The sequence below is a fragment of the Embleya sp. NPDC059213 genome (assembly GCF_042754445.1).
Lineage (GTDB): Bacteria > Actinomycetota > Actinomycetes > Streptomycetales > Streptomycetaceae > Embleya.
On record NZ_JBHZAV010000006.1, the window covers coordinates 108414 to 131578 of the forward strand.

General features: G+C 70.9%; 17 protein-coding genes. 3 read left to right on the forward strand and 14 right to left on the reverse strand.

The features are described 5' to 3' along the window. Positions 1-5 precede the first annotated feature (5 nt). From dxr to ACFXMF_RS04465, 5 genes are all read right to left on the reverse strand, one after another. Positions 6-1265, reverse strand: a complete 1260-nt coding sequence (gene dxr / locus ACFXMF_RS04445) for a 1-deoxy-D-xylulose-5-phosphate reductoisomerase (protein ID WP_379991151.1) — start codon at positions 1263-1265, stop codon at positions 6-8. A gap of 117 nt (positions 1266-1382) precedes the next feature. Then, on the reverse strand, positions 1383-3308 hold the full coding sequence (locus ACFXMF_RS04450; protein ID WP_360304726.1) for an acyl-CoA dehydrogenase family protein: 1926 nt from the start codon (positions 3306-3308) through the stop codon (positions 1383-1385). Between the two features lie 233 nt (positions 3309-3541). Continuing rightward, positions 3542-4984 (reverse strand): aldehyde dehydrogenase family protein, encoded by a 1443-nt coding sequence (locus ACFXMF_RS04455; RefSeq protein ID WP_360304724.1) that lies wholly within the window; start codon positions 4982-4984, stop codon positions 3542-3544. Between the two features lie 107 nt (positions 4985-5091). Further along, the gene (locus ACFXMF_RS04460) at positions 5092-6612 is read right to left on the reverse strand and encodes a PucR family transcriptional regulator (protein WP_360304722.1); all 1521 of its coding nucleotides are present in this window, start codon (positions 6610-6612) and stop codon (positions 5092-5094) included. Positions 6613-6656: 44 nt separating this feature from the next. Further along, positions 6657-9032: a hypothetical protein gene (locus ACFXMF_RS04465; protein WP_360304720.1), complete on the reverse strand. Its 2376-nt coding sequence runs from the start codon at positions 9030-9032 to the stop codon at positions 6657-6659. Between the two features lie 255 nt (positions 9033-9287). On the opposite strand from ACFXMF_RS04465, the gene gabT reads away from it, so the two are divergent. Further along, positions 9288-10643: a 4-aminobutyrate--2-oxoglutarate transaminase gene (gene gabT, locus ACFXMF_RS04470; protein ID WP_360304718.1), complete on the forward strand. Its 1356-nt coding sequence runs from the start codon at positions 9288-9290 to the stop codon at positions 10641-10643. A 126-nt stretch (positions 10644-10769) separates the two neighbouring features. Here gabT and ACFXMF_RS04475 read toward each other — a convergent pair whose 3' ends face one another. Beyond that, complete coding sequence (locus ACFXMF_RS04475) at positions 10770-11216, reverse strand: STAS domain-containing protein (protein ID WP_360304716.1); 447 nt, start codon at positions 11214-11216, stop codon at positions 10770-10772. A gap of 502 nt (positions 11217-11718) precedes the next feature. Here ACFXMF_RS04475 and ACFXMF_RS04480 point away from each other — a divergent pair. Continuing rightward, positions 11719-12393, forward strand: a complete 675-nt coding sequence (locus ACFXMF_RS04480; protein WP_379989635.1) for a phosphatase PAP2 family protein — start codon at positions 11719-11721, stop codon at positions 12391-12393. On the opposite strand, the gene ACFXMF_RS04485 is transcribed toward ACFXMF_RS04480, so the two are convergent. Next, on the reverse strand, positions 12323-13252 hold the full coding sequence (locus ACFXMF_RS04485; protein WP_379989636.1) for an NAD(P)H-dependent flavin oxidoreductase: 930 nt from the start codon (positions 13250-13252) through the stop codon (positions 12323-12325). The two genes, ACFXMF_RS04480 and ACFXMF_RS04485, sit on opposite strands and share 71 nt — an antisense overlap. A gap of 262 nt (positions 13253-13514) precedes the next feature. Between ACFXMF_RS04485 and ACFXMF_RS04490 the strand changes: the two genes are divergently transcribed. Then, complete coding sequence (locus ACFXMF_RS04490) at positions 13515-14930, forward strand: APC family permease (RefSeq protein WP_360304710.1); 1416 nt, start codon at positions 13515-13517, stop codon at positions 14928-14930. Positions 14931-15024: 94 nt separating this feature from the next. On the opposite strand, the gene ACFXMF_RS04495 is transcribed toward ACFXMF_RS04490, so the two are convergent. The 7 genes from ACFXMF_RS04495 to ACFXMF_RS04525 all read right to left on the reverse strand — a co-directional run bounded on the left by ACFXMF_RS04495 (position 15025) and on the right by ACFXMF_RS04525 (position 23135). After that, positions 15025-15819: a tyrosine-protein phosphatase gene (locus ACFXMF_RS04495; RefSeq protein WP_360304708.1), complete on the reverse strand. Its 795-nt coding sequence runs from the start codon at positions 15817-15819 to the stop codon at positions 15025-15027. A gap of 37 nt (positions 15820-15856) precedes the next feature. After that, a complete protein-coding gene (locus tag ACFXMF_RS04500) occupies positions 15857-16816 on the reverse strand; it encodes a metallophosphoesterase (RefSeq protein WP_360304706.1) in 960 nt (319 codons plus the stop codon). A gap of 199 nt (positions 16817-17015) precedes the next feature. Then, complete coding sequence (locus tag ACFXMF_RS04505; protein ID WP_360304704.1) at positions 17016-18518, reverse strand: CoA-acylating methylmalonate-semialdehyde dehydrogenase; 1503 nt, start codon at positions 18516-18518, stop codon at positions 17016-17018. Between the two features lie 201 nt (positions 18519-18719). After that, complete coding sequence (locus ACFXMF_RS04510; protein ID WP_360304702.1) at positions 18720-20150, reverse strand: FAD-dependent oxidoreductase; 1431 nt, start codon at positions 20148-20150, stop codon at positions 18720-18722. A 104-nt stretch (positions 20151-20254) separates the two neighbouring features. Then, complete coding sequence (locus ACFXMF_RS04515; protein ID WP_360304700.1) at positions 20255-21055, reverse strand: ABC transporter permease; 801 nt, start codon at positions 21053-21055, stop codon at positions 20255-20257. Beyond that, complete coding sequence (locus ACFXMF_RS04520) at positions 21055-21987, reverse strand: ABC transporter permease (RefSeq protein ID WP_360304698.1); 933 nt, start codon at positions 21985-21987, stop codon at positions 21055-21057. Before ACFXMF_RS04520 ends, ACFXMF_RS04515 begins: the two co-directional genes overlap by 1 nt. Then, entirely contained in the window at positions 21984-23135 is a 1152-nt protein-coding gene (locus ACFXMF_RS04525; RefSeq protein WP_360304696.1) for an ABC transporter ATP-binding protein, read from the reverse strand. Before ACFXMF_RS04525 ends, ACFXMF_RS04520 begins: the two co-directional genes overlap by 4 nt. Between the last annotated feature and the right edge of the window lie 30 nt (positions 23136-23165).

Below are 23165 nucleotides of genomic sequence, written 5' to 3' on the forward strand. Positions count from 1 at the left end.
CAGGGTCAACGGGGTTCTCCTCCGTGGGCGATGATCTCGCGTGCCCGTCGGCGCGCCCAGTCCTCCGCGTCGAGGACGTCCTCCAGTGTCAGCCGGTTGCCGTCCCCACGTACATCATGCTCGCTCACGACGGCGGCGACGGTATCGGTGATGCCGTTGAACTTCAGGTGTCCCGCGATGAACGCGTCGACACACTCCTCGTTGGCCGCGTTGAACACGGCCGGCGCGGTGCCGCCCGCGCGGCCCGCGGCGCAGGCCAGTTCGACGGCCGGGAACGCCTCGTGGTCGAGCGGGAAGAACTCCCAGGTGGCCGCCTTGGTCCAGTCGCAGCCGGCCGCGACCTCGGGCACCCGGTCGGGCCAGGACAGGCCGAGCGCGATCGGCAGTCGCATGTCCGGCGGCGATGCCTGGGCCAGGGTCGAGCCGTCGACGAACTCGACCATCGAGTGCACGATCGACTGCGGGTGCACCACGACGTCGATGCGGTCGAACGGGATGTCGTAGAGCAGGTGCGCCTCGATCACCTCCAGCCCCTTGTTGACCAGGGTCGCCGAGTTGATCGTGATCACCGGGCCCATGTCCCAGGTGGGGTGGGCGGCGGCCTCCTTCGGCGTGACGTCGACCAGGTCGGCGCGGCTGCGACCGCGGAACGGGCCACCGCTGGCGGTCACCACGAGCCGCTTGACCTGGTCCGCCCGGCCGCCGCGCAGCGCCTGGATCAGCGCCGAGTGCTCGGAGTCGACCGGGACGATCTGGCCGGGCTTGGCGATCGCCTTGACCAGCGGGCCGCCGACGATCAGCGACTCCTTGTTGGCCAGCGCGAGGGTGCGGCCCGCGGTCAGCGCGGCGAGGGTGGGGGCCAGGCCGATCGAGCCGGTGATGCCGTTGAGGACCACGTCGCACGGGTGTGCGGCCAGCTCGGTGGCGGCGGTGGGGCCGGCCAGGATGCGCGGCAGCTTGTACCGGCCCTTGGCGTAGCCGCGGCGTTGCGCCTCGGCGTAGAAGGCCAATTGCAGGTCCTGTGCGGCGGACGCCTTGGCCACCGCGACCACCTCGACCCCCAGTTCGAGTGCCTGCCGGGCCAGCTCGTCCACCCGCCCGCCGCCGGCGGACAGGCCGACGATCCGGAACAGCTCGGGGTGGGCGCGAACCACGTCGATGGTCTGGGTCCCGATCGACCCGGTGGAGCCGAGCAGGACGATGTCCCGTCGGCTGGTCGACTGGTCGGGGGCGAAGGGCGCGTACGGATCGGCCAGGGAGTCCATCCGACCATTGTGGCCCGCGCCGGCCCGGCGCCGAGCCCAGGTCGACGATTGCCCGCGGCGACCGCCCGCGGACCGTGCGGCGGCGGCCGGCGGGCGCTCCCGCCGGCCGCGCGCGGCTCAGCCGACGGGTCGGTGCACGTTGGCCACCTTGGCCGGGCCGGGCGTCGCGTCGGCGATCCACGGGCCCTCGGTGGACGGGTCGAGGACGCCCTCCTCCAACCACAGATACCGGCCCGCCAGCACACCCTCGGTCGCCTTGACGTCCAACACGTCGGTGTTGGTCCACAACCGGCCGAACAACTCGTCCACCCGGACCTGGGCCTGCCGGCAGAACAGGTCGGCGAGTTCGTACGCGGCCCCGCCCTGTTCGACGTCGCGGCGGCGCAGCATGTCGGCCCGTACGCACACCGCGCTCATCGCGAACAACTCGGCGCCGATGTCGACGATCCGGCCGAGGAAGCCCTGCTTGCGCTCCATCGCGCCCTGCCAGCGGGCCATCCCGTAGAAGGTGGAGCGGGCCAGCCGGCGCGAGGCGCGCTCGACGAAGCGCAGATGCGCGGCCAGGCTCGGTGCGCCGACCGGGGCGAACTCGCGGTAGGAGGTCGGCACCTGGCCCTTTCCGGCGACCAGCTTGGGCAGCCACTTGGCGTAGAAGACGCCCGCGTCGGCGGCGGCCTTGCCCTTGGCCTTCAGGTCGGCGTCGGGGTCGATGATGTCGCCGGCCACGGCCAGGTGCGCGTCCACCGCCTCCCGCGCGATCAGCAGGTGCATGATCTCGGTCGAGCCCTCGAAGATCCGGTTGATCCGCATGTCCCGCAACATCTGCTCGGCCGGCACCCCGCGTTCGCCCCGGGCGCGCAGCGAGGCGGCGGTCTCGTAGCCGCGACCGCCGCGGATCTGGACGAGTTCGTCGCTGACCGTCCAGCCCACTTCGGACGCGTACAGCTTCGCCAGCGCGGCCTCGATCCGGATGTCGCGGCGATCCTCGTCGGCCATCCGGGCGGTCAGCTCCAGCACCGCCTCCAGCGCGAAGGCACTGGCCGCGATGTAGGCGATCTTGCCCGCGACCGCCTCGTGGCCGGCGATCGGGCGGCCCCACTGCTCGCGCTCGCCCGCCCACTCGCGGGCCACCTTGAGCGACCACTTGGCCGCGCCGGCGCACATCGCGGGCAGCGAGAGGCGGCCGGTGTTGAGCGTGGTCAGCGCGATCTTCAGGCCCGCACCCTCGGCGCCGATCCGGTTCGCCGCCGGCACCCGGACGTTGTGGAAGCGGGTCACCCCGTTCTCGATGCCGCGCAGGCCCATGAACGCGTTGCGGTTCTCCACGGTGATGCCGGGGCTGTCCGCGTCCACCACGAACGCGGTGATCCCGCCGCGCCGACCCTCCGCCTTGGGCACCCGGGCCATCACCACGAGCAGCCCGGCCACCACGCCGTTGGTGGTCCACAACTTCACGCCGTCCAGGACGTACGCCTCGCCGTCCTCGGTGGGCACCGCGGCGGTGGCCAGCCGGGCCGGGTCCGAGCCGACGTCGGGTTCGGTGAGCAGGAACGCGCTGACCTCGCGCACGCAACGCGGCAGGAACTCGCGCTTTTGCGCGTCGGTGCCGAACATCTTGACCGGTTGCGGCACCCCGATCGACTGGTGCGCGGACAGCAGCGCGCCCAGTGCCGCGTTGACCGAGCCGACCAGGACCAGCGCCTTGTTGTAGTAGAGCTGGCTCAGGCCCAGGCCGCCGTACTCGGTGTCGATCTTCATGCCCAGCGCGCCGATCTCGGCCAGGCCCTTGAGCACCTCGTCCGGGATCCGCGCGTCGCGCTCGATCACGGTGGGGTCCACCCGGGTGGTGAGGAACTCCCGCAGCACGCGGAGGAAGTCCTCCCCCCGACGGATCTCCTCCGCGTCCGCCTCGGGATGCGGGTGGACGAGGTCGAGCCGCAGCCGCCCGAGGAAGAGTTCCTTGGCAAAACTGGGCTTGTCCCAGTCCTGCTGCCGGGCTTCCTCGGCAACCTTGCGGGCTTCGCGTTCGCTGACAGGGGGCATGGCGGACTCCTCGCGGACTCGCAGCGGAACCGGCGTTGTTACCGACCGGTGTTACCTGCCCGTGCACGTCCACTGAATGCCGCGTGACGCCCATTTGTCCAGAGCTACGGCCACTTGGCGGATCACCGGCCCGCGAGGTCGCGCGGGGGATCGCGGGCGCACCGCCCCCGGAGAAATGCGAAAGGGCCCGGCGGCACCACCCCAGGTGGCCGGGCCCTTCGTCGGTGGGGTGTCTACAGGTCCAGGCCCGTGAGCACCATGACGCGCTCGTACGTGAAGTCGGTCATCGCGTAGGTGACCCCCTCACGGCCGACGCCGGAGTTCTTCGCGCCGCCGTAGGGCATCTGGTCGGCGCGGTAGGACGGGGCGTCGCCGATGATCACGCCGCCCACCTCCAGCTCGCGCTGGGCCCGGAAGGCGGTCTGGATGTCGTGCGTGAACACGCCGGCCTGGAGACCGAACTCGGAGTCGTTGACCGCGGCGAACGCGGCGTCCGTGCCATCCACCCGGGTCAGCGTGAGCACCGGGCCGAAGACCTCCTCGCAGGCGATGGTGACGCCGGCCGGGACCTCGCTGAGCACCGTCGGCGCGTAGGCGGCACCGTCGCGGGTGCCGCCGGTGAGCACCTTGGCGCCGGCCTGCACGGCCTCGTCCACCCAGGACTGGACCCGCTCGGCGGCGGCGACGCTGACAAGCGGGCCGACGTCGACCGTGTCGTCCTCGGGGTCGCCGGTGACCTGCGCGGCCACCTTCGCCACGACCTTCTCGACCAGGCGGTCGTAGACGCTCGCGTCGGCGATCACCCGCTGCACCGAGATGCAGGACTGGCCGCCCTGGTAGTTGGAGAAGGTCGCGATCCGCTGTGCGGCCCACTCCAGGTCGGCCTCGGAGGACCAGTCGGCGAGCACGACGGCGGCGGCGTTGCCGCCCAGTTCCAGGGTGACGTGCTTGCGCGGTACCGAGTCCATGATGCTCCAGCCCACCGGGCCCGAGCCGGTGAACGAGATGACCGGCAGCCGCTCGTCCTTCACCAGCGCCGGCATCCGGTCGTTGGGGACGGGAAGCACGCTCCACGAGCCGTTCGGCAGGTCGGTCTCGGCCAGGATCTCGCCGAGCACGAGCGCGGACAGCGGGGTGGCCGGCGCGGGCTTGAGGATGATCGGGGCGCCGACCGCGATCGCCGGGGCGACCTTGTGCGCGACCAGGTTGAGCGGGAAGTTGAACGGCGCGATGCCCAGCACCACGCCCTTGGGGATCCGGCGGACCAGCGCGTAACGACCGGTGCCGCCCGCGTCGGTGTCCAGCCGCATGCCCTCGCCGTTGAACCGGCGGGCCTCCTCGGCCGCCCAGCGGAACACCGAGACCGCACGGCCGACCTCGCCGCGCGCCCACTTGATCGGCTTGCCGTTCTCGGCGGTGATCAGCCGGGCGATCTCCTCGGTGCGCTCGCCGAGCCGCTTGGCCACGTGGTCCAGGGCCGCGGCGCGCCGGTAGGCGGGCAGTGCGGCGAACTCGTGGGCGACGGCGTGCGCCGCGGCGACGGCCTCCTCGATCTGCGCGTCGGTGGGCTCGGAGACGCGGCCGACGAGCCGGCCGTCGTACGAGTTCGTGACGTCGAAGGCCGTCTCGCCGGTGGCCTGTCGGCCTGCCTGCCAGAACGCGTGGGTGGTGGTCACTGCTGCTCCTTCTCCGTCAACGGGTGCCGATGATCCCGGTGACTCAACGGTAGGCCGATCGGGCGTCCGCGTTTTTGTCCATCCCGGCCATTCCCGCATCTCCGGTGCTACGACTTGTCCTCACGGACCACGCTCGGGTCGCGCAGCGCGAACCACAGTTCCGCGCGGGTGTCCGGATCGTCCAGGGTACGGCCGAGGATCTCCTCGGCCCGCCGGATGCGGTAGCGCAACGTGTGCCGGTGCACGCCCAGCTCGCCGGCCGCCGCGTCCCACTGCCCGTGCCGGGCCAGCCACGCGCGCAGCGAGCCGATCAGGTCGCCCCGGCCGCCCGCGTCGTGCGCGCGCAACGGTGCGAGCAGTTGCTCGGCCCACGCGTGCACGGCGTCCCCGTCCAGCAGCGGCAACAACCCGCCGGCGTCGCGACCGTGCACGGTCAGCGCCTTCTCCGAGCGCAGGCCCACCGCGTGCGCCCCGAGCGCCTGCCGGTAGCCGTCGGCGGCGGCCGGCGGCTCCACCGGACCGGACACGCCCGCGATCAGGCCGGGCAGGTCCACCGGCTCGACCGGCTCGACCGATTCCGGCAACACCAGCACGCTCGCCCCGCCCAGCTCGCCGGTGAGCGCGGGGGTGCCGGCCCGGACCGCCCGCGCGCACAGTCGCTCCACGAACGCCGCCACCACCGGCTCCGGCCCGGTGGCCACCACCACCCGCCACGGCCCGGGCGGCAGGTCCGCCGCGATGTCGTGGGCCAGTTCGGCCGGCGTCGCCCGCTCGCCGGTGAGCAACAACCGCAGCAGCGCGGTGCGCATCCGGGCGCCCGCGTCGGCACTGACCCGGGACTGCTCCAGGGCCAGGGTGAGCAGCGAGGCGGCGGTGCCCAGCGTCTGCCGGTCGGCGGTGCGCGGCGGCCGGTCCGTGCCCGCCGCCAGGAATCCGCTGATCCGCCGCTCGGCGCCCAGCGACTGGACCACCACCCGCCCGGTGTCCTCGATCCCGGGCAACGACGCGGACGACGGCGCGGGCATCCCGCGCAACTTCTCGATGTCGGCGCGCAACCCGTCGGTGCGCCCCCGGGCCGCGGCGGGCGCTACCTGGCGCAGCGTGCCGTCCGCGTCGTAGAGCGCGGCCCAGCCGTCCAGCCGAGCCGCGAGCCGGCGGATCAGCGTCGCGGGGCCCTCGCGCCCGGCGGCGGCCCGGGTCAACTCCTGCTGGACCGCGAAGCCGGTGGTGACGGTCTCGTACTGCTCGGCCGCCAGCGCCGACGAGACCACCTTGCTGATCGCGATGAACGGCGTCGGCCGCGGCACCTCGAACACCGGGAAGCCGTGCGCCTCGGCGACCTCGACGATCACCGCGGGCACCCGGTCCAGGGTCAGGCCCACCCCGATCCCGAGCCCGGCCACCTCGGCCGCCGCGAGCCGCTCGACGTAGGCGCGGCGCTCGGCGTTGTTGCGGCCGAGCTTCATCCCGGTGGTGAGCAGCAGTTCGCCGCCCTCCAGATAGGGCGTGGGATCGGCGAGTTCGCTCGTGTGCACCCACCGCACCTCGCGGTCGAGTCCGCCCTTGCCCGCGAGCACCCGCAGGTCGAGGGCGGGTGCGCGGACCAGGGACGCGAGGGTGGGCGGCATGTGGGTGTTGTCCAAACTGGAGTGGGAGAGGCTTCCAGTCTGACTCAGCGGCCGAGATCGATCAGCACGGGAGGGGTTCGCTCGCCTTTTCGGGTGGTCAGGCTGACGATGGCGTGCCGGGTGGGCAGATCGCCGGTGATCTCGGTCGGGGACCAGCGGAAGCGCTCGACGGTACGGGTGGTCACCCGCTCGGACCGCCCACTCGCCTTCTCGCCGAACAACGCGCCCAGCACCGAGTAGCGGATCCGCTTGACCAGGCCGCCCTCGGGCGTGCCCATGGTGATCGACTTCTCCTGTTCCTTGGTCATTCCCCAGTACTCGGCGAACAGTTCGGCATCGGCCCGGGAGGCACCCGGTACCACCGCCTTGCAGCCGGCCGCGGCGAACACGGTGTGCCGCAGTGCCGGGGCGAGTTCGTCGAGCGAGCGCACCGACAGCACCAGGCCGGCCCGACGGTTGCGGGCCCACTGCAAGCCCTTGGCCGCGTACTCGTCCACCAGCCGCCCGGCGTCGTCGGCGACCAGGCACGCGAACACCTTGCGCGGCCCGCGCTCACGCCGGGGCGTGGCCATCGCCTGGACGAACTGCGACAGCACGAGCCGGCCGATCAGCCGGGCCGCCTCGGGGTGCGCGGCCTCGTTCAGCGCGATCCGCACCCGCAGCGGCCGGTCGATGTCGCCGGCCGCGAAGCGTTGCCGATCGGGGCGGAACAGTTCGGCGACGCCGGGTCGTTCGAGCACCGCGAGGCGCTGCACCAGCAGCCGCGCGTCGTCGTCGCCACGCGCCATCGCGCGCAACGCCCGTTCGTGTTCGGCATACCGGTCGACCGCCCGCAGCGCGCGCTCCAGGGCGGCGAGCGCGGCCTCGGTGCCATCCAGCAGGTCGAGCAGCGTGCCCACCTCGGGATAGCGGCCGTGCGCGGCCACGTACGCGCCGAGCACCTGGCGCAGCGCGTTGCTCACGGCGTCGCCGAGCCCGATCGCGTTCGGAGGCAGCGCCGCGGCGGCGAGCCGGTCGGCGGCGTCCTCGGGCGAGGCCGCGCCGCCGTACAGATCCAGGCCCGAGGGCGAGTCCGGGTCGCCGACGATCACTTCGAGGTCGTAGCCGCCCGGGCGTTCGAACTCGTCGCCCTTGGCGTCGATCACCACCAGCGACGCGGCGCCGGTGAGCGCGCGCAGCGCCATCGTCTCGACCACCGGTTCGAGCAGTCGGCCCGGCTCGCCCGCCCGCGCCGCCCCGACCACGAGCATCGAGGCGCCGAGCACGTCCGGATCCAGGGCGAAGGCGGTGTCCCGGTACAGCGGCGGGTTCTTCGGATGGTCGGTGCCCACGCCGACCCGCACCTGGCCGGCCAGCAGGTCGTGCTCGGCGCGCCGGGGCCGCAGGTCACGCTGCCCGGAGCCGTGCCGACAGGCCGCGGCGCCGTTGTCGGTGATCTCCTCGGCCACGTCCGCGAGGTAGTCGAGGTCCGCCTCTCCGGCCTCCAGCACCCGGCGCAGCCGCAGATAGTCCACGTCCCGCAGCCGGCCCGCCGACACCTCGTGGTCGAGCACGTCGGCCGCCTCGTGTTGCGCCGCGTCGCGCAACTCGGGCCACAGCTCCGCGTCGGCGACCTGCGCCTCCTCGGTTTCCGGCACCACCTGCTCGCGCGGGGTGCGCGCGTACGGCCGGATCACCACGTCCCAGCGGCCGAGCACCGCGCCCGCGTACAGGAAACCGCCGTTGTAGAGGAGTCGCACCAGCCACTGCCCGTCGTGCAGCAGCCCACGCGGGAAGATCAGCAACAACAGCGCGACGAACGGCCGCATCAGCACGACCCAGGCGACGAAGCCCAGCACCAGGAACAGCGCGGCGCGCCGCCACTGTTCGGGGCGCGGGCGGCCGTTCAGCTCGGCCCGCCGGTCCAGCCGCTGCCACCACGGGCGCAGGAACGGCCAGGCGATCTCGTGCCAGCGACCGAGGTAGCCGAACAGCACGAACAGCAGCACGTAGAGCAGGTTGTTGAACAGCAGCGGCCACATGAAGCTCGGGATGATCTTCCGGACCAGCCAGACGTAGGCGACCAGCACCCAGCTCAGGCTGAGTACCGCGATCACCAGCCACAACACCGCGCGGCGCACCAGCGCCGCCTCGGGCCGGGTGCGCGCGTCGCGCTCGGCGGCCCGCAGTCTGATCTCCCGCTCGTCCCGGCCGTAGCCGTACACGCCGGGGGCCTCCCGGTGCCGCGGTCCGCGCAACCACCCGCGCAGGTCGAACCCGTCGGGGTCGACGTCGCGTTCGGCCGCGGCCGGGGCCGGCACCCGGGCGCGGGCGGCTCGCGCGCGCCGGCGCGCGGGGTCGCCGCGGTCGCTCGGGTCGGCCCCGAAGACCTCGGCCTCGACCGCCGGTGACGCCGGGGAATCCGGCCGTTCCACGTCCACGTCTCGCCCTCCCGGAACCACGCCCTGAACCGGAACTCAATGTAGGCGCCACACCGCCTGTCGTGATGATCATTCCGGCGCGAGTCCGGGATGTGTTCGGAGTTGTTCTGCCCGATCGGCTTTTGTCCATCCCGGACACAAGCAACCGGGTGATTAACCGATGCGGCGCATGCGGCGAACGCGGCTCGGCGCCTAGCCTGCGGAGAGGACCGCGGAGCCACCGCGAACCCCCACCTCGACCCACAGGAGACCAGCATGGGCGCTTCGCAGCCCGGCGGGCCCTCGCTCCCGCAGGAGCGCCGGCTCGTCACCGCCATTCCCGGCCCGAAGTCGACCGAGCTGATGACGCGTCGCAACGCGGCGGTCGCGCGCGGCGTCAGCACCACCCTGCCGGTCTTCGTGACCCAGGCGGGCGGCGGCGTGGTCGTCGACGTGGACGGCAACTCCCTGATCGACTTCGGCTCCGGCATCGCGGTGACCAGCGTCGGCAACTCGGCCGAGGGTGTCGTGCGTCGCGCGTCCGAGCAATTGCAGCGGTTCACCCACACGTGCTTCATGGTGACCCCGTACGAGTCGTACGTGGCGGTCGCCGAGCAGCTCAACGAGCTGACCCCGGGTGACCACGACAAGCGCACCGCGCTGTTCAACTCGGGCGCCGAGGCGGTGGAGAACGCGGTCAAGATCGCGCGTGCCCACACCAAGCGCCCCGCGGTGGTCGTGTTCGACCACGGCTACCACGGTCGTACCAACCTGACCATGGCGCTGACCGCGAAGAACATGCCGTACAAGGAGTCGTTCGGCCCGTTCGCCCCCGAGGTCTACCGGGTCCCGGTCGCCTACCCCTACCGCTGGCTGACCGGCGCGGACAACTGCGCGGACGAGGCCGCCGAGCAGGCGATCGACATCATCACCAAGCAGATCGGCGCGCACAACGTGGCCGCCGTGGTGATCGAGCCCATCCTGGGCGAGGGCGGCTTCATCGAGCCGGCCAAGGGCTTCCTGCCCAGGATCGTCGAGTTCTGCAAGGCGAACGGCATCGTGTTCGTCGCGGACGAGATCCAGACCGGCTTCTGCCGCACCGGCCAGTGGTTCGCGTGCGACGACGAGGGCATCGTGCCGGACCTGATCACCACGGCCAAGGGCATCGCCGGCGGCCTGCCGCTGGCCGCGGTGACCGGGCGCGCCGAGATCATGGATTCCGCCCACGCGGGTGGCCTCGGTGGCACCTACGGCGGCAACCCGGTCGCCTGCGCCGCGGCGCTCGGCGCGATCGAGACGATGCGCGGCCTCGACCTCAACGGCGCGGCCCGCCGGATCGGCGAGATCATGCTCGGCCGACTGGGCACGATGAGCGAGAAGTTCGCCGAGATCGGCGAGGTCCGCGGTCGGGGCGCGATGATCGCCATCGAGCTGGTCAAGCCCGGCTCCAAGGAGCCGAACCCGGAGCTGGCCGGCGCCCTCGCCAAGGCGTGCCACGCGCAGGGGCTGCTGGTGCTGACCGCCGGCACCTACGGCAACGTGCTGCGTTTCCTGCCGCCGCTGGTGATCCCCGAGCACCTGCTCGTCGAGGGCCTGGACGTGCTGGAGCAGGCGTTCGCCGCCTCGGTCTGAGCCGGACACGAACACCACGAACCCCCGTCCGTCGGAGCACGTACTCCGACGGACGGGGGTTCGGTGTGTCCGGAATGGGGGTTCGCGGGATGCGCCGCGGCCCGACCGCGTGCGGTCGGGGAATGCTCAGAGCCGCGGTCGGCGCGGCGCCGGGGCGATCCGCTCGACCATGCTCAGGCCCGGGACGGTGTCCCACCCGCACAGCGTGAGCACCCGCAACATCTGCCGGCTCGCGCCGATCAGGACCATGTGTCCGCCGCGCCGGGACAGCGCGCCGGCCTGGTCGACGAACACCCGCAGGCCCGCCACGTCGATGAAGGCGAGCTTGCTCACGTCCACCCGGACGTCACCGCCGTCGCGGGACGCGGCGGCCAGGACGCGGCGCACCACGTCCACGTTCGCGAGGTCGATCTCGCCTTCGAGTCGCAGGCCGCGCGGTCGGGTCGTGCGCACGACCCGAAGCTGACGGTCGCTGGTCAGGACCACACCCATCGCCCCCGCGCCCCGACCCCGTCGGGGTTCCACCGAGGAATCGAACACGGCACCGCCCGCCTTGACGCCCTTGTAAACCACCGGAACCTCGGTCCGGCGGACGCGCCCGCTCCCCGCAGGGGCCGGGATGCACGGCACGCGGTATGTCGAGTAATCGGACTCTTCAACCACCTGACCAACCCTACCTTTGCGTGCTGACAGCAGAGGGGCGATCGACGACATTGCGTCAATGCCACGTCACTCGAGCCACCGTCGGTTTGTCCTGCTTACGGATGTTCTCCGCGTACTTGGACTCTCCGGGGCGGCCGGACTCACGCGACACGCGCTGTGACGCCGCTCACACCCTTCAATGCTCCAACGTACAGCGTGTATGTCCCGCCTTCCAGACCGTGGAGAACGTGTGCAGGCTTTGTGTGGAGGCCGCGCGTCGGGAACCCGCCGACCTGTTCTCCGCGTATCTTCGAGTGAGATGCACAGACCTTCCACCGACGCCGGCCCTGAGCAAGCCGGCGGCCGCCCCGGGACAACGCCCCCCGTTCCGGGGCGGTGGTCTGTTCACTCACAGTACACGCGCGGCCTCGCAGTGCCGCTGATTCTCGCGCTCGTGCTCGTCGCGCTCACCGTCCAGGTAGTGGCCGAAAGCGGACCCTCGATCACCCTGGACCGCACGGTCCGAAACGCGATGCGCGACCTCGCGGGCGCGCCCGGGACGGCCTGGCTGGACGGCCCGATGCACTTCCTGGCCGACCTGGGCGGGCCACTGCCCGCCGGGATCGCGCTCGCCGTCGCGGCGCTGTTCGCCGCCGTACGCACACGCCGTGCCTCCCCGATCGCGATCGCCGCGGGCGGCGTGCTCGTGGTGACGATCGCGGTGATCGGCGGCAAGGATCTGATCGGCCGGCCCGGCCCGAGCGAATCGCCGGTGGCCGCGGACGCGTGGGGCTTCTTCCCGTCCGGCCATACCGCGACCTCGACGGTCTGTTACGGGATCGCCGCGCTGCTGCTCGGGCGTGTCGGCTCGGCGCGGGCGGGCCGACGCTGGGCCGCGGGCGCGGCCGCCTCGTGTGCCCTGATCGGGTTCGCGCTGCTGTGGTGCGACTACCACTGGCTCGCGGACGTGCTGGCCTCGTGGGCGCTGTGCGCGATCGTGCTGTGGGCGGCGGCCCGGGTGGCCGACGCCGGCGGCCTCAGACCTCGCCGGCCCGGCGCACCGCCGTCGCCAGCGCCGCGTGAAAGCCCGCCATCGTCCGCTCGATGATCGCGGCCACCGACTCCACGTCGTGCACCAGGCCGACCGACTGGCCCGCGGAGGCGAGCGACGCCTCCATCTCGCCGTCGAAGTACAACCGCTTGATCGCGTCGAGCGAGCTGTGCGCCGGTCCGCCCGAGGCGGCGAGCGCGCGGGAGAACTCGGTGCCCAGGACGCGCATGGTCGGGCTGCCGGTGCGGTTGACCACCACGGTCCCGGTCTCGTCCGCGGCCAGCACCGCCTGCTTGTAGTGGCTGTGCACCGGGCTCTCGGCCGAGGCCAGGAACCGGGTGCCCATCTGGATCGCCTCGGCGCCGAGCGCGAACGCCGCCGCCATGCCGCGACCGTCCACGATGCCGCCGGCGGCGACCAGCGGCAGGTGGGTGATCTCCCGGATGCCCTGGAGCAACACGAGCAGCGACACCTCGGCCGGATTCTTGAAACCGCCGCCCTCGGCGCCCTCGACCACGAGCCCGTCCACGCCGGCCTCGACCGCCTTGCGGGCCGCCCGGATCGAGGGCACCACGTGATACACGGTCAGGCCGTGCTCCCGGAGCAGGTCCACGAAGGTCGCCGGATTGCCCGCCGACGTGGTCACGAAGCGCACACCCGCGTCCGCCACGTGCCGCACGAGCCGATCGTCGCGCAGGAACATCAGCGGCAGATTGACCCCGAACGGCAGCCCCGAGGCGACCATCGTGTCGATCTCCCGACGGCACGCGTCGACCTCGCCGGAGGAGGTCTCCACCATCCCCAGCCCGCCGGCCGCGGACACCGCCGCGGCCAGTCGGGAGCGGGCTATCCAGCCCATCGGCGCCTGGATCACCGGATGCCGGGCCCCGGTGTGCGCGAGTACGCGGTTGACCATGGCCGGAGGCTATCTCGACAGGTGAACGGTGAGGAAACTTTTCCCGCAGCTTCATCTGCGGATTACGCACCATCAGATGCCAGCTTGGAGCGTTATTCAATGAAATCTGGGTGTACGACCTACGGAATCAGTTGCTAACGGGATCTTGACGCATGATCTAACGGGCGTTTGTATTACGCCGCACCGTTCGGCGGATCCGAACGGCTCACATCCGTCCCGGAGGCGATAACCGCACCCCGCTGTCCCGCAGAGGTAGCGACACATGGCTGTTGAAACAACCCCACCGCCGTCCGGGACCCTGACTCCAGTCACCCTCGACGCCGGTGGCACCCCCGCCCCGCTCAAGCGCTCCATCGGAGTCGTCGGCGGCACCCTGCTCACCCTCTCGTGCCTGACCCCCGCGTCCTCGCTCTTCGTGATCGTGCCGGGGATGTTCGCGGATCTGGGTTCCGGCACCGCGCTGGCCCTGGTCGTGGCCGCCGTCCTGTGCGTCGGCGTCGCGTTCTGTTACTCCGAATTGGGCACCCTGATCCCCAGCGCCGGCGGCGAGTACGCCATGGTCGGCACCCTCATGGGCCGCTTCATGGGCTGGCTGGTCTTCATCATCGCCACCATCGTGGTGATGATCGTGCCGCCGATCATCGCCCTGGGCACCGCCGAGTATCTGACCTCGATCGCGACGATCGACACGATGTGGGCCGGCGCCGCGGTGATGATCCTGGCCACCATCATGGGTCTGCTCGACCTGCGCGCGAACGCGTGGGTGACCGGCGTCTTCCTGGCCCTGGAAGTGGTCGCCGCGGCGATCGTGGCCTTCCTCGGCTTCGCCAACGTGCACCAGTCCACCTCGACGCTGATCAAGCCCGAGGTCGTCGTGGACGCGGCGAGCAACACGACGGATCCACTGAAGATGGGCATCCTGATCGCGGGCATGGCCGGCGCGCTGTTCGCCCTGCAGGGCTTCTCCACCGCGGTCTACCTGGCCGAGGAGATGGAGAACCCGCGCCGTACGGTCTCACGCACGGTGTTGTGGACCCTGGGTCTGGGCGGCGTGATCCTGATCGTGCCGACCATCGCGATCTCGCTCGGCGCGCCGGACCAGGCGACCCTGGCGGGCGGCGACATCCTCGGCCTGGTCGAGGGCTGGTCCAACCACGGCACGGCCACCTTCATCGGCCTGTGCATCGCGCTGGCGATCATCAACGCGGGCGTGGTCATGGTGATCCAGAACTCCCGCGTGGTCTACGCCTCGGCCCGCGACCGGGCCTGGCCCGAGCCGATCAACCGGGCCTTCGGCAAGGTGAACCGGTTCGGTTCGCCGTGGGTGTCCACGCTGGTCGTCGGCGTGCCCGGCGCGCTGCTGTGCTTCGTGAACCTGGACATCCTCGGTGAGGTCACCGGCGTCGCGGTCGCCGCGCTCTACCTGGTGGTGGCACTGGCCGCACTGGTCGCCCGCAAGGGTGTGCACAAGGAGACCCGGGCCTGGCGGATGCCGCTGTGGCCCGCGATCCCGGTGCTCCTGATCGCGTCGATGATCTACGTGCTGACCGAACAGCCGACCCGCGCGCTGCTGATCACCGGCGGGGTGCTGGTGGTGGCCGCGCTGTACTGGCTGGTCTACCTGCGTCCGCGCCAGGAGACCCGCTGGAACATCAAGCTGATGGCCGACGACTCCTGATTCCCGGCGGCCTTCGGCAATCGCCGGACGGCCTGCCGCCCCCGGGACGGTGCCTCCTCCTGTGGGCACCGTCCCGGGGCCGTCCGGGCCCGGCTCAGTCCTCCAGCAACAGCGCCCGCAGCCGGTCCAGCCGGTCCGCGTCCAGGCCCAGACCCTGCTCCAGGTAGGCGTCGAAGCCGCCCCAGTGGGTGTCCATCACCTCGAGCGCGCCACGCAGGTATTCCTCGCGCACTTCCAGGAACGGCTGGAAGAGTTCCAGCAGCCCCGGTCGCATCGCGAGCTTGTCCGAGTTCGGCTCGTAGCGGTTGCCCGGCTCGTTGCTGACCAGGTAGTTCGCCACGGCGTCGTCGGCGGAGACGCCGACGATCCGTTGCACCAGGGCCGCCGCGATGCCCGCGCGGTCCTTGCCGGCCGAACAGTGCACCACGACCGGCAGGCCGTCCGCGTCGAGCATGGCGCGCAACATCCGCGCGTGCCGGTCGACCCGGGCCACCACCTGGTCGCGGTAGTCCGCCGCGATCGACTTCTGCGCCCGCCCGTCGCCCAGTCGCTCGCGCAACACGCTCAGGTCGGCGTTGCGCAGATCGCTCCAGAAGTCCGAGTGTCGGGCCGGGTCGGACATCGGCAGGTTCAACCACCGGGCGCCCTCGGGCAGCACGTCGGCGCCGTCCAGTTCGATGTCGGCCGGGCTGCGCAGGTCCACCACGAGCCGGATGCCCAGGTCGGCCAGGACCGCGCGGTCCGCGTCCGTGGGCTTGGCCAGGTGGCCGCTGCGGAAGTAGCGGCCGGCTCGCACCCGCCGGCCGTCGGCGGTGGGCAGTCCGCCGATGTCGCGGAAGTTGCGGACCCCTTCGAGGGTGAGTCCGGCGTCCGCCTGATGTTGTGTCACGGGTCTCCTCGTACTGGTCGGGTCGTGGGAATCGGGCTCAGGCGCCGCGCACCGGACGGGGCTCGCCGAACCGGGTTCGGAACTGCTCGTCGCTCATCTCGCGCATCTCCTCGATCGTCACCACGCCGAGCATGAGATCGGTGAGGAAGCGCGGTGCGGGCTTGGCCCGCATCTCGTCGGTGATCGGGCCGGGCGCGGTGTGCGCGGCGGATTCGACCCGGCCGTCCGGGTGCAGCGTGAAGGTGCGATAGCCGGGGCCGTCGAAGTGTTTGCCGGCGTAGTCGATGCTGTACGTGGTCGAGGGCGCCACGAACACCGGCACTCCGGCGAACTCGCCCTCCAGCGAGCCGTGCAGATGGCCGCCGGAGATGGCCCGGATCCGCCCGAAGTCGCGGAGCAGCGCGCCGAGTCGGCCGGAGGGGTCCAGACTCGGGCAGATCTCCGCGAGCGGCGGTTGGTGGACGAACAACAGCACGTGCTCGGCGTCCGAGCCGGCCAGGATCTCCCGGATCCGGGCGGCCTCGGGCGCGCTCAGCTCCGGCCCGTCGGCCCGGGTCATCCGGTCGTCGAGGTCGCGGTAGACACCGTCGCCCACGTGTTCGCGGCCGAGCGCGTTGGTGTCCACCATGAGCAGCAGCCAGGGCCCGATCCGCACCGCGGGTTCCAGATGCACGCCGGTGCGCGGCAGGCCCGCGACGTAGGCGTCGTGGCGGTCGTGGTTGCCCGGCAGGCAGTACACCGGCACCGGGAGCTCCTGGAGCACGTCTGCCAGCCGCCGGTAGGCCCCCGGCTCGCCGGTGTCGGCCAGGTCGCCGGAGGCCACCAGCAGGTCGGCCGCGGCGAGCGCGTCGGCGGCGTCGGCGAGGGCCGCGGCCAGCCCGGCGTCCGGGTCGTGTTGCACGAACCCGTGGGTGCCCGGAGCGTCCCGGTAGTGCACGTCGGATATCTGGATCAACCGGATGGCGGTATCGCCGGCCGGGTCGTCTTCGATGGGCATGCGCCGTTCCCCTGTCACGTCCGTAACGGCCGTCGACTGATCATCTGACGACCCGTCACGCATGCTGCCAGGGAAGGCGTGCGGAGGAAATGGCGAAGCGACCCGGGTCGGTGCCCGGGCCGCGCACGACGAAGCCCGCCCGACCACGTCATTGGGGTCGGGCGGGCTCGGTGGGCAGGCTCGCCGAGGCGAGCGAACGTCAGTCGTTGGTCGGGAAGCCCAGGTTGATGCCGCCGTGGCTCGGGTCGAGCCAGCGCTGGGTGACGACCTTGCCGCGGGTGAAGAACTGCACGCCGTCGGCGCCGTACGCGTGCAGGTCGCCGAAGAGCGAGTTCTTCCAGCCGCCGAACGAGTAGTAGGCCACCGGGACCGGGATCGGCACGTTGATGCCGATCATGCCCACCTCGACCTCGTTCTGGAACTTGCGGGCGGCGCCACCGTCGTTGGTGAAGATCGCGGTGCCGTTGCCGTACGGGTTGGCGTTGATCAGCGCCAGGCCCTCGTCGTAGGACGCGACCCGGACGACCGACAACACCGGGCCGAAGATCTCGTCGGTGTAGATCGACATCTCGGGGGTGACGTTGTCGAACAGGGTCGGACCGACCCAGTAGCCGTCGGCGGTGTCGTCCCCGTTGATCGGGTGTTCGCGGCCGTCCACCACGAGCGTCGCGCCCTGGTCCTCGCCCGCCCGGACGTAGGACAGCACCTTGTCCGCGTGCTGGCGGGTGACCAGCGGGCCCATCTCGGACGCGGCGTCGTTGCCCGCGCCGACCCGGAGCTTGGCCATCCGCTCCTTGATCCGGGCGATCAGCTCGTCGGCGATCGGCTCGACCGCGACCAGGGCGGAGATCGCCATGCAGCGCTCGCCGGCCGCGCCGAAGCCGGCGTTGACCGCGGCGTCGGCGACCAGGTCCAGGTCGGCGTCCGGGAGCACCAGCATGTGGTTCTTGGCGCCGCCGAGGGCCTGCACGCGCTTGCCGTAGCGGGTGCCGTTCTCGTAGACGTACCGGGCGATCGGGGTCGAGCCGACGAAGGAGACCGACTTGATGTCGGGGTGCTCCAGGATGCGGTCCACGGCGACCTTGTCACCGTGCACGACGTTGAACACGCCGTCGGGCAGACCGGCCTGCTTCCACAGGTCGGCGAGGAAGTTCGCGGTCGAGGGGTCCTTCTCGCTCGGCTTGAGGATCACCGTGTTGCCGGTGGCGATCGCGATCGGGAAGAACCACATCGGGACCATCGCCGGGAAGTTGAACGGCGAGATGATCGCGACCGGGCCCAGCGGCTGGCGGATCGAGTAGACGTCGATGCCCGTCGACGCCTGCTCGGAGTGGCCACCCTTCTGCAGGTGCGGGATGCCGCAGGCGAGTTCCACGACCTCCTGGCCGCGGGCGATCTCGCCCAGCGCGTCCGAGTGCACCTTGCCGTGCTCGGCCACGATGATCGCGGCGAGCTCGTCCTTCTTGGCGTTGAGCAGCTCACGGAAGTTGAAGAGCACCGTGGAGCGCTTCGCGAGCGAGGCGTTCTTCCAGGAGGCGAAGGCGCGGACGGCGACCGAGACGGCCTCGTCGACCTCGGCCACCGAGGCGTAGTCGACCGTGCCGGTGATCTTGCCGGTGGCGGGGTTGTGGATGTCGCCCCGACGCTCGGAGACGCCGGTCCACTCCGCGTTGGCAATCCAGTGGGTTACGTGGTTCGTCACGGTTCGACCTTCCGGGGGATGCGGGATTGGCGAGGGGCCGCACAAGCCCCGGGAGGCCAGTCTCACGGGCGGCGCGGGTCGGGCTCAAGCTCCAAGGTGTCGGCCCTTGCGGCATCCGCCTTACAGGTTGGGATCCCTGTCCCATGGCGAAGGGGCGGACGGATGCGCCGCACGGCCGATCCGTCCGCCCCTTTCGGCGGCTCAGCTGTCGAAGCCCATCCCGACCTTGTCGAGTGCCTTGAGCCACAGGTTGCGCTTGCCGGCGTTCTTGTCGGCGCGGTCCATCGACCACTTGGTCATCGTCACGCCCGCCCACTTGATCGGTTCCGGCGGGAACGGAAGCGGCTTGGTGCGAACCATCTCCAGCCGGGTGCGCTCGGTCGGACGGCCGTCGAGCTTGTCCAGCATCACCTCGGCGCCGAACCGGGTCGCGCCCACGCCCAGGCCGGTGAAGCCCAGCGCGTAGGCGACCTTGCCCTTGTACGCCGTCCCGAAGAACGCCGAGAAGCGGCTGCAGGTGTCGATCGCGCCACCCCACGTGTGGGTGAAGCGCAGACCTTCGAGCTGCGGGAACGTCTCGAAGAAGTGCCCCGCGAGCTTCGCGAACGTCTCCGGACGCTGGTCCAGGTCCGAGGAGAGCTTGGCACCGTAGTGGTAGATGGCGTCGTAACCGCCCCACAGGATCCGGTTGTCCGCGCTGAGCCGGTAGTAGTGGAACTGGTTGTTCGTGTCGCCGATGCCCTGTCGGTTGTGCCAACCGATCGCCGCGAGCTGCTCGGCACTCAGCGGCTCGGTCATCATCGCGTAGTCGTAGACCGGGACCACGAACGGCCGCAGCCGCTTGACCAACGACGGGAACACGTTGGTACCCAGCGCCACGTTGCCCGCGAAGACCCGACCGTAGGCGGTCTTGAGCACCATGCCCGAGCCGTGCTCGCCCAGTTCGGTCACCTTGGTGCGCTCGTGGATCCGCACGCCCAGCGACTCGCACGCGGCCTTGAGGCCCCAGGCGAGTCGGGCCGGGTCGATGATCGCGCAGCCGGTCTTGTCCCAGACGCCGGCCAGGTAGGTGGGCGAGTCGACCTGCGCTCGCACCTCGTCCCGGTCCAGGAAGGTCAGCTCGGTGCCGTACTTCCGGGCGAGGTCGATCTCCTCGCGCAACTCCTCGACCTGGTGCGGCTGGGTCGCGACGTTGAGTTCACCGGTGCGACGGAAGTCGCAGTCGATGCCGTAGCGCTTGATCGCCGCCTCGATCTCGTCGAGGTTTTCCTCGCCGAGCCGCTCCAGTCGGGAGAGTTCGCTCTCCCAGCGGTCCAGCCCGTTGTAGAAGCCGTGGGTCAGGCTCGCGGCGCAGAATCCGCCGTTGCGGCCCGAGGCCGCCCAGCCGATCTCGTGCGCTTCCAGCAGCACCACGTCGCGCGAGGGGTTGCGTTCCTTCGCGATCAGCGCCGTCCACAGGCCCGAGTAGCCGCCGCCCACGATCGCCAGGTCGCAGTGGTCGTCGCCGACCAGGGCCGGGCGCGGTTCGGGGCGGTCGCTCCGGTCGAGCCAGAAGGGGGTCGGCGCGGCGTCGGCAAGCGAGCGGACGGCCTCGACCGAGGGAGCAGGATCCGACGTGTTCCGGGGACCCATGGGGTTTCACCACTCTCGCAGTGTCCGTCGGGGCCGCCTTGTCGGGCCCCGACGGTTTCACCGCATAGCTACAGATTTGGGATCAATCATCGGCGCAGGCGCGCCTACGCCTGCTGTTTGGCTCGCCGCGAGGCTCGGATCTGCCCGATCATCACGATCAGCACCGCGATCACGAACATCGCCGAGCCGATCACGTTGATCTGCGGCGGGGTGCCGCGCTGGGCCGCGCCGTACACGAACATCGGGAAGGTGACCGTGTTGCCCGAGGTGAAGTTGGTGATCACGAAGTCGTCGAAGCTCAGCGCGAAGGCGAGCATCGCGCCCGCCCCGATGCCGGGCGCGGCCAGCGGCAGGGTCACCCGCAGGAACACCTGGGTGGGTGACGCGTACAGGTCCTGCGCGGCCTCTTCGAGCTTGGGGTCCATGCCCAACACCCGGGCCTTGACCGCGACCACGACGAAGCTCAGGCAGAACATGATGTGCGCGATCAGGATCGTCACGAAGCCCGTGTTGATCCGCATGTTCAGGAACAACGTGCCGAGCGAGGCGCCCATCACCACTTCGGGCATCGACATCGGCAGGAAGAGCAGGGTGTTGATCGCGCCGCGGGCGCGGAACCGGTAGCGACCGAGCGCGAACGCGATCGCGGTGCCGAGCACGGTGGCGATCAGGGTGGACAGGAGCGCGATCTTCATGCTGATCGCGACCGAGTCGCAGATGCCCGCGACCCCGCACGGCTCCTCCCACGCGTCCAGCGTGAAGCCGTTCCAGGTGTAGTTGAAGCGCCCGTTCGGGTCGTTGAACGAGAACATCAGCACGACGATGTTGGGCAGCGTCATGTAGCCGAGCGCGAGCAGCCCGAACAAGACGATGACGTTGCGCCGCAACCAGTTGACGACGGCCATCAGACCAGGTCCTCCGTCCCCGCCTTGCGGATGTACGCCGTCACCATGAGCACGATCAACAACATCAGGATGAACGACAGGGCGGCGGCGGTCGGGTAGTCCAGCACCCGCAGGAACTGGGTCTGGATCACGTTGCCCGCCATGCCGGTGTCCGGCGAGCCGAGCCACTGCGCGTTGACGTAGTCGCCGGACGCCGGGATGAAGGTGAGCAGCGTGCCGGAGACCACGCCCGGCAGCGACAGCGGGAAGGTGACCTTGGCGAAGGTCGTCCGCGGCGACGCGTACAGATCGCCGGCGGCCTCGTGCAGGCGCGGATCGATCCGCTCCAGGCACGCGTACAGCGGCAACACCATGAACGGCAGGAAGTTGTAGGTCAGACCGCAGATCACCGCGAGCGGCGTGGCCAGCACCCGGTCGTCCTGGGTCAGCCCGAGGAACGCGGTGACGTTGGTGAAGTGCAGCGTGTTGAGCACGTCCACGACGATCCCGTTGTCCGCGAGGATCGTCTTCCAGGCCAGCGTGCGCACCAGGAAGCTGGTGAAGAACGGCGCGATCACCAGGACCAGCCACATGCCGCGCCACTTGCCCGCCTTGAACGCGATCGCGTAGGCGAGCGGGTAGCCGATCACCAGGCACATCACGGTCGCCGCGGCCGCGTAGCCGAACGAGCGCAGGAATTGCGGGTAGTACTGGTCGATGGCGTCCCAGTAGGTGGCCCAGTGCCAGGTGAGGTCGTAGCCCTTGGTCAGGTTGCCGGTCTGCAGCGAGGTCGAGCCCTGGACCACCATCGGGATCGCGAAGAAGACCACCAGCCACAGCAGGCCGGGCGCGAGCAGGGCGTAAGGCACCCATCTGCCGCGCCGCTTGAGCTCCGTGGTCTTGGTGTCCGCACCTCCCGTCGTGCCCGCGCCGAGGGTGCCGAGCGCGCTCACGCGGCGTCCTCGCTCGCCTCGGCGATGCCCGCGGTCAGGTCGCCCGACTCCAGGCCGAAGCCGTGTCCGGGGTTCCAGTGCAGGGTCACCGTCGCCCCCGGCACCAGGCGCGGGTCGCGCTCCATGTTCTGTTCGAACACGGTGAACTCCTGGTCCCACGGCATCCGCACGACGTACTGCGTGGAGACGCCGATGAACGCCGCGTCCACGATCACGCCGCCGTCGAGGCGGTTGCGGTTGTCCGCGACCTTCGCGTCCGCCGCGAAGGCGATGGTGATCTTCTCCGGGCGGATGCCCATCACGATGCGGTCGCCCTCGGCGGCCGAGCGCGCGGCGGGCAGGGCCAGCCGGTTGCCGTGCGCCTCCAACAGCAGATCGCCGTCGGCGCGCCCGGTCACCTTGACGTCGAGCAGGTTGGACTGGCCCAGGAAGTTGGCCACGAAGGTGGTGCGCGGTGCCTCGTACAACTCGACCGGGGAGCCGAGTTGCTCTATTCGGCCGCCGTTCATCACGGCGATCGTGTCGGCCATCGTCATGGCCTCTTCCTGGTCGTGCGTCACGTGCACGAAGGTGATGCCCACGTCGGTCTGGATGCGCTTGAGTTCGAGCTGCATCTGCCGGCGCAGCTTGAGGTCGAGCGCGCCCAGCGGCTCGTCCAGGAGCAACACCTGCGGAGTGTTGATCAACGCGCGGGCCACCGCGACCCGCTGCTGCTGACCGCCGGAGAGCTGGGTGGGCTTGCGCTTGGCCAGGTGTCCCAGCTCGACCAGGTCGAGCATCTCCCCGACCTGCTTCGAGGTGTCCTTGATACCGCGCCGCTTGAGGCCGAAGCCGACGTTGTCGGCCACGCTCAGGTGCGGGAACAGCGCGTAGTTCTGGAACACCGTGTTCACCGGGCGCTTGTACGGCGGCAGGGCCGTGACGTCGCGGTCACCGATGCTGACACTGCCGGTCGAGGGCTGCTCCAGTCCGGCGATCATCCGCAGCGTCGTGGTCTTGCCGCAGCCCGACGCGCCGAGGAGGGCGAAGAACGATCCCGCGGGGATCGTCAGGTCCATCGGTCGCACGGCCGTGAAGTCACCGTAGTGCTTGCTCAGACCCGCCAAGGAGACGTCGCCGGAGGCGCCGGCCCGCTGCTGCTCAGTCATGATTCCTCTCGCCGCGTCGCGGGCCCCCGC

Bases quoted from the DNA above. Each gene is read 5' to 3' on its own strand.
- dxr (WP_379991151.1), bottom strand. From the start codon at position 1,265: ATGGACTCCCTGGCCGATCCGTACGCGCCCTTCGCCCCCGACCAGTCG.
- ACFXMF_RS04450 (WP_360304726.1), bottom strand. From the start codon at position 3,308: ATGCCCCCTGTCAGCGAACGCGAAGCCCGCAAGGTTGCCGAGGAAGCC.
- ACFXMF_RS04460 (WP_360304722.1), bottom strand. From the start codon at position 6,612: ATGCCGCCCACCCTCGCGTCCCTGGTCCGCGCACCCGCCCTCGACCTG.
- gabT (WP_360304718.1), top strand. From the start codon at position 9,288: ATGGGCGCTTCGCAGCCCGGCGGGCCCTCGCTCCCGCAGGAGCGCCGG.
- ACFXMF_RS04485 (WP_379989636.1), bottom strand. From the start codon at position 13,252: ATGGTCAACCGCGTACTCGCGCACACCGGGGCCCGGCATCCGGTGATC.
- ACFXMF_RS04490 (WP_360304710.1), top strand. From the start codon at position 13,515: ATGGCTGTTGAAACAACCCCACCGCCGTCCGGGACCCTGACTCCAGTC.
- ACFXMF_RS04500 (WP_360304706.1), bottom strand. From the start codon at position 16,816: ATGCCCATCGAAGACGACCCGGCCGGCGATACCGCCATCCGGTTGATC.
- ACFXMF_RS04510 (WP_360304702.1), bottom strand. From the start codon at position 20,150: ATGGGTCCCCGGAACACGTCGGATCCTGCTCCCTCGGTCGAGGCCGTC.
- ACFXMF_RS04515 (WP_360304700.1), bottom strand. From the start codon at position 21,055: ATGGCCGTCGTCAACTGGTTGCGGCGCAACGTCATCGTCTTGTTCGGG.
- ACFXMF_RS04525 (WP_360304696.1), bottom strand. From the start codon at position 23,135: ATGACTGAGCAGCAGCGGGCCGGCGCCTCCGGCGACGTCTCCTTGGCG.